This window comes from uncultured Campylobacter sp., assembly GCF_938045465.1.
In the GTDB taxonomy this organism is placed as follows: Bacteria; Campylobacterota; Campylobacteria; order Campylobacterales; family Campylobacteraceae; genus Campylobacter_B.
Genome location: NZ_CALIBF010000205.1, coordinates 1 through 8,295, shown reverse-complemented (window position 1 = coordinate 8,295; position 8,295 = coordinate 1). Strand labels below are relative to the sequence as shown.

At 48.6% G+C, this 8,295-nt stretch carries 9 protein-coding genes and 1 pseudogene; 6 read left to right on the top strand and 4 right to left on the bottom strand.

The features are described 5' to 3' along the window. Positions 1-214: pseudogene (locus Q0413_RS10570) on the top strand (tRNA 2-thiocytidine biosynthesis protein TtcA); the annotation flags it as partial. A 1,251-nt stretch (positions 215-1,465) separates the two neighbouring features. Beyond that, on the top strand, positions 1,466-2,932 hold the full coding sequence (locus Q0413_RS10565; protein WP_298990205.1) for an aldehyde dehydrogenase family protein: 1,467 nt from the start codon (positions 1,466-1,468) through the stop codon (positions 2,930-2,932). A gap of 54 nt (positions 2,933-2,986) precedes the next feature. Here the strand turns inward: Q0413_RS10565 and Q0413_RS10560 are convergent, their stop codons facing one another. Genes Q0413_RS10560 through Q0413_RS10550 form a run of 3 tightly spaced genes read right to left on the bottom strand, consistent with a single transcriptional unit; the run spans position 2,987 to position 4,046 of the window. Beyond that, positions 2,987-3,370, bottom strand: coding sequence for a hypothetical protein (locus Q0413_RS10560; protein WP_298990202.1), 384 nt, complete (start codon positions 3,368-3,370; stop codon positions 2,987-2,989). A 10-nt stretch (positions 3,371-3,380) separates the two neighbouring features. Continuing rightward, the gene (locus tag Q0413_RS10555) at positions 3,381-3,794 is read right to left on the bottom strand and encodes a hypothetical protein (RefSeq protein WP_298990199.1); all 414 of its coding nucleotides are present in this window, start codon (positions 3,792-3,794) and stop codon (positions 3,381-3,383) included. A 9-nt stretch (positions 3,795-3,803) separates the two neighbouring features. Then, positions 3,804-4,046, bottom strand: a complete 243-nt coding sequence (locus Q0413_RS10550) for a hypothetical protein (protein ID WP_298990196.1) — start codon at positions 4,044-4,046, stop codon at positions 3,804-3,806. Positions 4,047-4,727: 681 nt separating this feature from the next. Here Q0413_RS10550 and Q0413_RS10545 point away from each other — a divergent pair. Beyond that, the gene (locus Q0413_RS10545; RefSeq protein ID WP_298990193.1) at positions 4,728-6,254 is read left to right on the top strand and encodes a thiamine-phosphate kinase; all 1,527 of its coding nucleotides are present in this window, start codon (positions 4,728-4,730) and stop codon (positions 6,252-6,254) included. A gap of 295 nt (positions 6,255-6,549) precedes the next feature. On the opposite strand, the gene Q0413_RS10540 is transcribed toward Q0413_RS10545, so the two are convergent. Further along, positions 6,550-6,792 carry a hypothetical protein gene (locus tag Q0413_RS10540; protein WP_298990190.1) on the bottom strand — a complete coding sequence of 81 codons (243 nt, stop codon included), beginning with the start codon at positions 6,790-6,792 and terminating at the stop codon, positions 6,550-6,552. 30 nt (positions 6,793-6,822) lie between these two features. Here Q0413_RS10540 and Q0413_RS10535 point away from each other — a divergent pair, with 30 nt between their 5' ends. The 3 genes from Q0413_RS10535 to Q0413_RS10525 form a co-directional block, all read left to right on the top strand. Continuing rightward, positions 6,823-7,032, top strand: a complete 210-nt coding sequence (locus Q0413_RS10535) for a hypothetical protein (protein ID WP_298990187.1) — start codon at positions 6,823-6,825, stop codon at positions 7,030-7,032. Positions 7,033-7,103: 71 nt separating this feature from the next. Beyond that, entirely contained in the window at positions 7,104-7,541 is a 438-nt protein-coding gene (locus Q0413_RS10530) for a DUF417 family protein (RefSeq protein ID WP_298961522.1), read from the top strand. A gap of 415 nt (positions 7,542-7,956) precedes the next feature. Next, positions 7,957-8,295 (top strand): isoaspartyl peptidase/L-asparaginase (locus tag Q0413_RS10525; protein ID WP_298990184.1); only part of this gene is annotated, 339 nt, incomplete at its 3' end.

Sequence of the window (8,295 nt, the reverse complement as noted above, 5' to 3'; positions counted from 1 at the left end):
AATCGCCGCCTGTGCTAGAGATAACGAGCTTCCGATCATGCGCGAGGAGGAGGTCTGCCCCGCGAAGCAATACGGCGGCAAGGAGCCCACTGCGCGCGCCGCTACGAAGGAGCTTTTGGCGCAGTACGAAAAGGCCCATCCGAGGTTTTTTATCAGCCTGCAAGCCGCCTTTGCCAACATCCACGAAGAAACTTTTTTTGAGCCCAAATTTTAAAATTTTAAGCGGTTTGATCTCTCGGCTAGAAAAGCTCGAGTGTGGCTTTCGCGGGCTCGGAGACTTCGTGCGCAGTTCCAACTTTTCGGCTTGAACGAGCTCGAGTGGGAGAGTGCGGCTGCTTTCCTCTTTATATTTCTTGGCGGCGTCGTGCCCGAAAAGCTCGTCGTAGCTCGGATCGCGCTCCCTATCTCTCTTGACCTCTATCGTGAGCAACTATGAGTGGAGCTATTTATAGGTCTGAGCCGTGTGTACAAGCTCGCTCTTTGTGCCCGAACAGATGCTGTTTACGCTTAAACGAACTGCAAATTACGGGTGGAGCGGTTGCGTCTGCTGTGCCTAAACCATGCACGAGTGGTTGCCCTCCGCATCTAAGCTGCACGCGCTGGCGGTTATGCCTCGTCCTGCACCTGAGCGGTTGCACGCGAGAGTAGTTGTGCCGCTCGTATATGCTTTTACAAAATGCCTGAGATTGATTGTAATGCCGCGTCTTTAGGCGTCGTGCTTTCATCCTACTCGGGCGCCGCTCAAGTGAGCTTTACAAGCGAGCGTTATGGACTTGCAAAGCTTGCGCGAAAGACAGTTGTAGAAATTTTATTCCGAAAAGTATTTTAGAAATTTTACTTCACAAAATTTTAAAATTCTCAACTAGACTAAATTTTAAAATTTTAACGAAGCCAGATTCAAAACTCCGACGAAGCCGAATTATGAAATTTTACCCCGCAAAATTTTAAAATTTATCGGCAGGCTATAGTTTGGGCTACGTATAAGCTTGAGTCGCGCTCGCTAATTTATCGTCGCACGTGCCGTACGCCGTAAATTTAAACCGCTCGCCCGCTCTGCAAAAGATGGTTTTAGAAGTTTATTCCGCAAAATGTTTCTAGAATTTTACCTTACAAAATTTCAAAATTTTAACGAAGCCGAATTCGAAATTCCGACGGAGCCGAATTTTAAAATTTAGCAAAGCCGAATTTTGAAATTTTATCGTAGCCAAATTTCCGCTCTCGTTTCATAAACGTTACCTTTTGAAATTTCGCCGCTCGCGAGGGCTTAAATTTAACGCCGCTTCAAAACTCCTCAAACCCTCCGCTGTCGCGCACGCAGATCAAATTTTAAAATTTCGCAGGTGCCGCGTTACTTCTTAAATTTACACACTACGAAATTTTAACCGATTTTCGCTTCGAAATTTATGCCGCATTAATCGCCGCGGATATATAATATTAAATGTCATATTTCACGTAAGGAGTAAGCATGGCTACAATCCAACCAAGCTATAAGCTTTTCATCGACGGCGAGTTTGTGGGTGCCGAAGGCGGCGCGAGCCTAGACGTTTTTAATCCCGCTACCGGCGAGAAAATTTCAAAGATCGCAGATGCTAGCAAGGCGGACGTCGATAGAGCGGTCGCCGCGGCTCGCAAGGCGTTTGCGAGCTTCCGCCGCACCAGCGTTTATGAGCGCAGCGCGCTGCTAAATAAGATCGCCGACGTCCTAGAGCAAAACGCCGAGTTCATCGCCACCGTAGAGACTATCGACAACGGCAAGCCGATCCGCGAGACGCGCGCGGTCGACGTAGCGTGGTCGATCGAGCATTTCCGCTATTTTGCGGGCGTGATTTTGGGCGAGGAGGGCAGCGCGAATATGCTAAAAGAGCGCTATCTATCCGTCGTCTTGCGCGAGCCGATCGGCGTAGTAGGACAGATCGTGCCGTGGAATTTCCCGTTTTTGATGGGCGCGTGGAAGCTCGCTCCGTTACTTGCCGCGGGCGATACGTGCGTATTTAAGCCAAGCTCCGAAACCAGCCTTAGCATTTTGGAGTTCATCCGCCTAATCGCGCCGCTGCTTCCAAAGGGCGTCATCAACGTAGTAACCGGCAAGGGAAGCAAGGCAGGCGAGTTCGTCCGCACTCACAAAGGGCTTGATAAGCTCGCATTTACGGGCTCGACCGAGGTCGGCAGAGGCATCGCGTTAGCCGCGGCGCAAAAGATCATCCCCGCTACGCTTGAGCTCGGCGGCAAGAGCGCGAATATCATCTTTGACGATTGCGACTTCGACGTTGCGATCGACGGCGTGCAGCTGGGAATTCTTTTCAACCAAGGACAAGTTTGCTGCGCGGGAAGTAGAATTTTCGTGCAGGAGGGCATTTACGATAAATTCGTACCGGCGCTCGTGGAGAAATTTAAGCGCATCAAGGTGGGCGATCCGCTCGATCCGAACACCCAGATGGGATGCCAGATCAACAAAAAGCAAGCCGATAAAATTTTAGAGTACGTAAAAATCGGCGTAGAGGAGGGCGCTAAGATCGCCGTGGGCGGCAAGCGACATAGCGCGGGAGAGGCTTTCGTCGAGCCTACGCTACTCGTGGACGTGCGCAACGACATGCGCGTCGCGCAGGAGGAGATCTTCGGTCCTGTGGGCGTCGTGATTAAATTTAAAGATCAAGACGAGCTCGTCCGCATGGCAAACGACAGCCTATACGGGCTAGGCGGCGCCGTATTTACGCGCGATATCGCAAAAGCACTCACGGTCGCACGCCTGCTTGAGACGGGTCGCGTGTGGGTCAATACCTACAATCAGATCCACGCCGGCGCGCCGTTTGGCGGCTACAAAGAATCGGGCATCGGTCGCGAGACGCACAAGATGATCCTGGATCACTACACCCAGACCAAAAACATCTACATCGACACGATCTCCAAACCGAGCGGCTTTTACGAGCAGTAAGGCTTAGCGCGGTACCTCGAGCTACGTTTCGGGCGGTTTGCGCCGCCCGAAATTTTATTCTGCTTGACTCGATTGCGTATTTAGTTTTAAGATTAATATAGGCTCATCATTTGGCGGCAAATTTTTATTTGCCAACCTTATGCCTTTATAAACATTTATCGTGATTTTAACATTTGGTATGTCGGTAACTTTTGAAAAATTATTTAAGAGCAACTTTATATCATCATCTCTAGTGCCATAAATGTTTACTATGCTCTCATATCTATCGGTAATTTTTCCACAAGACCAAGAACCGCCTAGATGATTTAAATCTCTTATTCCTTCAAATATTATTTCTTCTGCTTTGTCGTTATACTGATTCCGACATTCTCTACCGTCGCAGCCGAATAATATAAATGCGGCGACTATCAAAAAGAAACACTTTGTAAATTTCAGCATTTCATTTTCCTTAATTTGATTTTGTGTCTAATTTTACGGTTAATATATTCTTGCCAAATGGTGGCGGAGTTTTGCTGCCCCATTTCCAATATCTCTCATAAACCGATATAGTAATTTTGACATTTGGAATTTGTGCCGCTTCTGCTACATTCTTTAATAAAGTTTCTAAATCATCATTGCTAGGTCCGTAAAAATTTATGAAGTATTCATAGTTGTCAATAGACCCGCACGTCCAATCTCTATTTTCCTTATCCTTTAAATTATCAGTTATAATAGAAAACGCCTTATTGTTGTATTCGTTGCGGCATTCATTACCGTCGCAGCCGAATAGAACAATCGCAAAAAATATTGTAACAAGAAATTTCATGGCGAAATTAAAAAATCCGCCTGTTTTTATAGTTTGATAACTACGATAGCAACCCATTTTCGTTCCTCAGATAAAATCCCTGTATTCGATATTTTTATCGCTCATTAAAATTTTTAATTTTTCAAAATCTTCTTTTGTTATATAGCTTAAAGGCAAAATAATCGAGCTTAGATTAAATACGATATTTGCCAAATTAAATTTTAGTTTTAGGCAAAGTGTTTCGCCTCCCAGCAGATATGCGAATGTAGCAATATATTTAATCTCATCATATTTTAGAATTCTTTGCCAAAAGATATATCTTACTATCACTTTACCATCGTAGCACGCAATAAATTTAAAGCAATTCGGAATAACCGTCGTATAAAAAAGACCGATTAGCGTTATCCAGCCTACGATAGGCGCATAAGGCTTGTCAAGCATTATAAAAACAATGGCGAGATAAAAATTGCAAAATTTTAACTACCGAATAAAAAGGCCCGTAAAAACGCCTCGCCCTGTTTACGATTAGCAGCGGCTCGCCCGGTTTCGTATCGTTCATTTTAGTTCCTTGCTTACGTTTGCATTATTGCTTTAAATTTAGCGCTAAATTTTAACCTTACTGCGCTTACACAGCGTTTAAATTTAATCTCGCTGCGGCTACGCTAAATTTTAAAATTTTAAGCCCGCCGTTTTAAATGCTCGTTATCTGCGCAAGTGCGTGCAGACGGGCGCATGCAAGAAATAAACTCGCGCTATTTTATCACAGGTCTCCGTCCGCACCGAGCCGCGTTAAAGCCTCAAAATCCATGCGATTGCTAATTTTGCTATCGAGCCGCACCGAACCGCAGCCAAACTCGCGCGGCGAAAATCTAAATTTACGCTATAATCTTGCAAAGCGGAGCGTAGAACTCTTGCTGCGCGTGCGCGACGAAATTTAAACAAAGGCCCGCAAATTCGGGCTTCTTAGCTTTCGCGCGGCTGCGGCGTAACGCTAAATTTAACGGAGGGCGCATGGATAAGGAGCGGTATATTTTTGAGAAATTTAGATCGAAGCTTAACGGCGATGATTGCGCCGTAATCGGCGAGCGAGCGTATTGCAAGGATCTTTTCGTCGAGGGCGTGCACTTTCGGCGCGGCTGGCTGAGCCTGCGCGAGATCGGCGCAAAGGCGATGCTCGTAAACATTTCGGACATGATCGCGACCAATGCGCGCGCCAAATACGCCCTGCTGGGGCTTGCGCTGCCGCGCGAGATCGGCACGCGCGAGATCGACGAGCTATGCGCGGGCGTGAGCGAAACGGCGCGGGAGTGGGGCATACGGATCATCGGCGGCGACACGATCGGCTCGGATCGCATCGCGCTTAGCGTGAGCCTGATCGGCAAGTGCAAGCGCCCCGTGTTTCGCAGCGGCGCGTGCGTGGGCGATCTCATCGCGCATACGGGCGAGCTAGGTAGCGTCGGGCGCGATCTGGCAGTGCTTTTAAGAGATGGAATTTCGCCCGCTAGCTCGCAGACGAAAAACCGAAACGATAAAATTTCGTCGCTGCAAAGCTCAAGCACCGCGCCGCAGGGTCTAAACGCCGAGACTTCGACGGCACAAAATTTTGGCGATGAGGTACGAAGCCCTGGCGATAAAATTTCACCTGCGCGCGTCGAGCCGCCGAGCCTGGACGCCGGAAATTCGGCGCAAAATTCCGTGTCGCAGAGCGGAGACGATCGCAAGAACCCTACGGCGCAAGATAGCGGGCTGCAAAGCGGCGGCTATGACGACTCTGCCGGTAAAATTTCTACGCAGTTCGAAAACGAAATTTCTACGCAGAGCTTTGATGGCAATATTTCTGCGCCGAGCCCTGATAACGGAAATTCTACGCAAGATTTGAATGCTTACACCGCGTGTAGCGTGTCGCAGGGCTCTATAACACAAAATTTAGATACTCACGCTTCGTATGACGGCTTGCAGGGCTCCGCGACGCAAAATCGGGACGCGGAGTTTTTTGAGCAAAATTTTACGACGCAAAATTTGAGCGTAGGAAATTCTATCGGAAATTTTATGGCGCAAAAATCCGCAGCGAATTATACGTCGCAAAGCCTCGCATGTGAAAATTCTATGTCGCAAAGCTCTGCAGGCGAAAATCCTGTGCCGGGTAGTGGCTCATATCGCTTGCGCGAGGATCTGCGCGCAAAAATTTCAAAGGATTCGCGCTTCGTTAGGCCCGTTTTGCGCGATAAGTTTTTTTACAAGGCGGCGAAGTTCATTAGCGCGGCGATGGACATTAGCGATGGGCTCGCGCAGGACTTGCCCCGCCTGCTGGAGGCTAGCGGCGTGGGTGCGCGCTGGATCGTCCGCCCTAGCGAGGCTGCGTTGCAAAGCGGCGAGGAGTACGAGATTTTGTTCAGCTTCGCGCCGAAGTTTTTGCCCAAAATTTACGCGATTGCCGCTAAAACAGGCGTTTCGATCAATATCATCGCCGAGGTTTGCCCGCGCACGCCGCAAAGCTCTATGGAATTTCGCGGCAGCTCGCACCACTTCGCGCCTTGAAATTTTGCCGGGCTCGCTTTAAATTTTAAGGCGCGTAGTTTGAATTTTAGTCCGAAACGACGCGTCTGGCGAATAAATTTTACTTAGCAAGTGAGCTACGGCGTGCTTTATACCAAAGAATTCGCGGTTTTTGGCATTTGCCGAATGGGCGAGAGATGGGATACGGCTCGCAAGGGTACTGCGGCTAGCGGACATGAGCCTCAAATAGGTAAATTTCATAACCAAAGCGTTCGGCGGCTCAAGCCTTGCGTTTAATTTAATCCACAATTACAAGCCGAATTTTAATCTGTCCAATTTAAATATCCGCGCAGACTGCGTACATCGCGGCTCCGTCGTTTGCCACGGCGTAGAGACGACCTTTGCTAGCGAGCATGATCTGATCCGAGCCGAATTGAAACTCGCCGAATTCCACTTCTTTTAAGATCGAGCCGTCCTCCGCGCTAATCAAAACCGGCTTGCCGCGGCGATCTGCGAGTAAAATTTTATCCTCAAACCGCGCGAAATGCTCGGTTCCGCCAGTCTCAAGCTTAAAGATCACTTCGCCGCTTGCCGCGTCTACGGCGTATAGGTGCCCGTCCTTGCCGTCACGCCGTGTCCGCGAAACTCCACGCCCTGCATCATAAGAGGATATGATTTTAGCATTTGCGGCTCCTTAAAATTTGAAGCGATTATAGCTCAAATTTGGGCGCGAATTTTAAAATTTTGTATGCACGCTAAAATTTTACGGCGCGCGGCATGGAATTTCAAATTTTGCGGAGCCGCGGAATTTGGAATTTGAAATTTCGCCCCTTCACGTAGCCTACACGCAAGCTCGCTATCATACCGTTACAAAATTTACAAAGGAGCCGTATGAGGGAGATCGTAAAAAAATTTGTCGCAGGCGACGCGGATATTATATTTGCCAGACTTTCCGTTATTATCGTGCTTGCCGTGATGGGCAACTACAAGTGGTTTGAGTTCGAGGTGGAGGCTTTAAAGCCGCTTTTTTCGCAGACGTGGCTTTCGTTTTTGCCGTCAGCGCTCGGGGACGCCGGCGCGAGCTATTTTTTGGGCGTGGTGGAGACCGTGGGCTATCTCTCGCTCATCGCGGGCTTTTTCAAGCCGAAGGCGGGCATCGTGGGCGATCTCATCGTGATCGTCATGGCGCTGACTACGCTCAGCCTACTGCCGCAGCTGGGCAAGATCGACGGCTTTATCTTTAAAGACCTTTTCTTGCTAGGCCTTGGCTTGGTGCTGCTAAAATACGACCTGGCGCGCCTTTGCCGCGGAGAAAAAAGCTGCGATTGAGCCGTCAAAACATATTGGCGTCGGTTCCGACGCAACACTAAATGATCGCGCACGGCGAGTTTGAGGCGTTTTGATTTAAAGCCTGCTTTGCTAGCGGTTGCGTGCTTGAGCTTGCCCGCCTGCGTAGCGCCTTAAAATACGGCCGCGCGCTAAAATTTTATGACGCGCGGTTGAAATTTATCGAGCTGCGGTAATTAAATTTTACTGACGCACAAACTCAAAATTATAAAATTTAAATCGACCTATCAGATTGTGCTACAAATTAAGTCGCGTTAAATTTGACAGCGAAAGCTTAATTCTAATCTCAAAGTATTAGATTTATATCCGGCTGAATTCGCATTTGATTAAGCGAAAAGAAAAGCGCAAAGTTATATCATTTCTTAGAAATTCTGCAATTTTTTCGAAAGGGCGAGATATGAAGCACTTTTCACTCTCAAAGGCCGTTTTTATGGCGGCGAGTCTGGCCCTGCTCGGGCTAACGGCTGCGAATGCGCAGGAGAAATTTTCCCCCGTTATCGTCATTCACGGCGGAACGAGCGGGCTTGATCTAACCAAGGAGGAGTTTAAAATCCGCGAGGAGCCGATGAACCGGGCGCTTTTGGCGGGTCAAGCCGTGCTTGAGAAGGGCGGCAGCGCGATGGATGCCGTAACGGCGGCGATAATGGTGCTTGAGGACGATCCGAATTTCAACGCGGGCAAGGGCGCGGTATTTACCGCCGACGGATTTAACGAGCTTGATGCCTCGATCATGGAC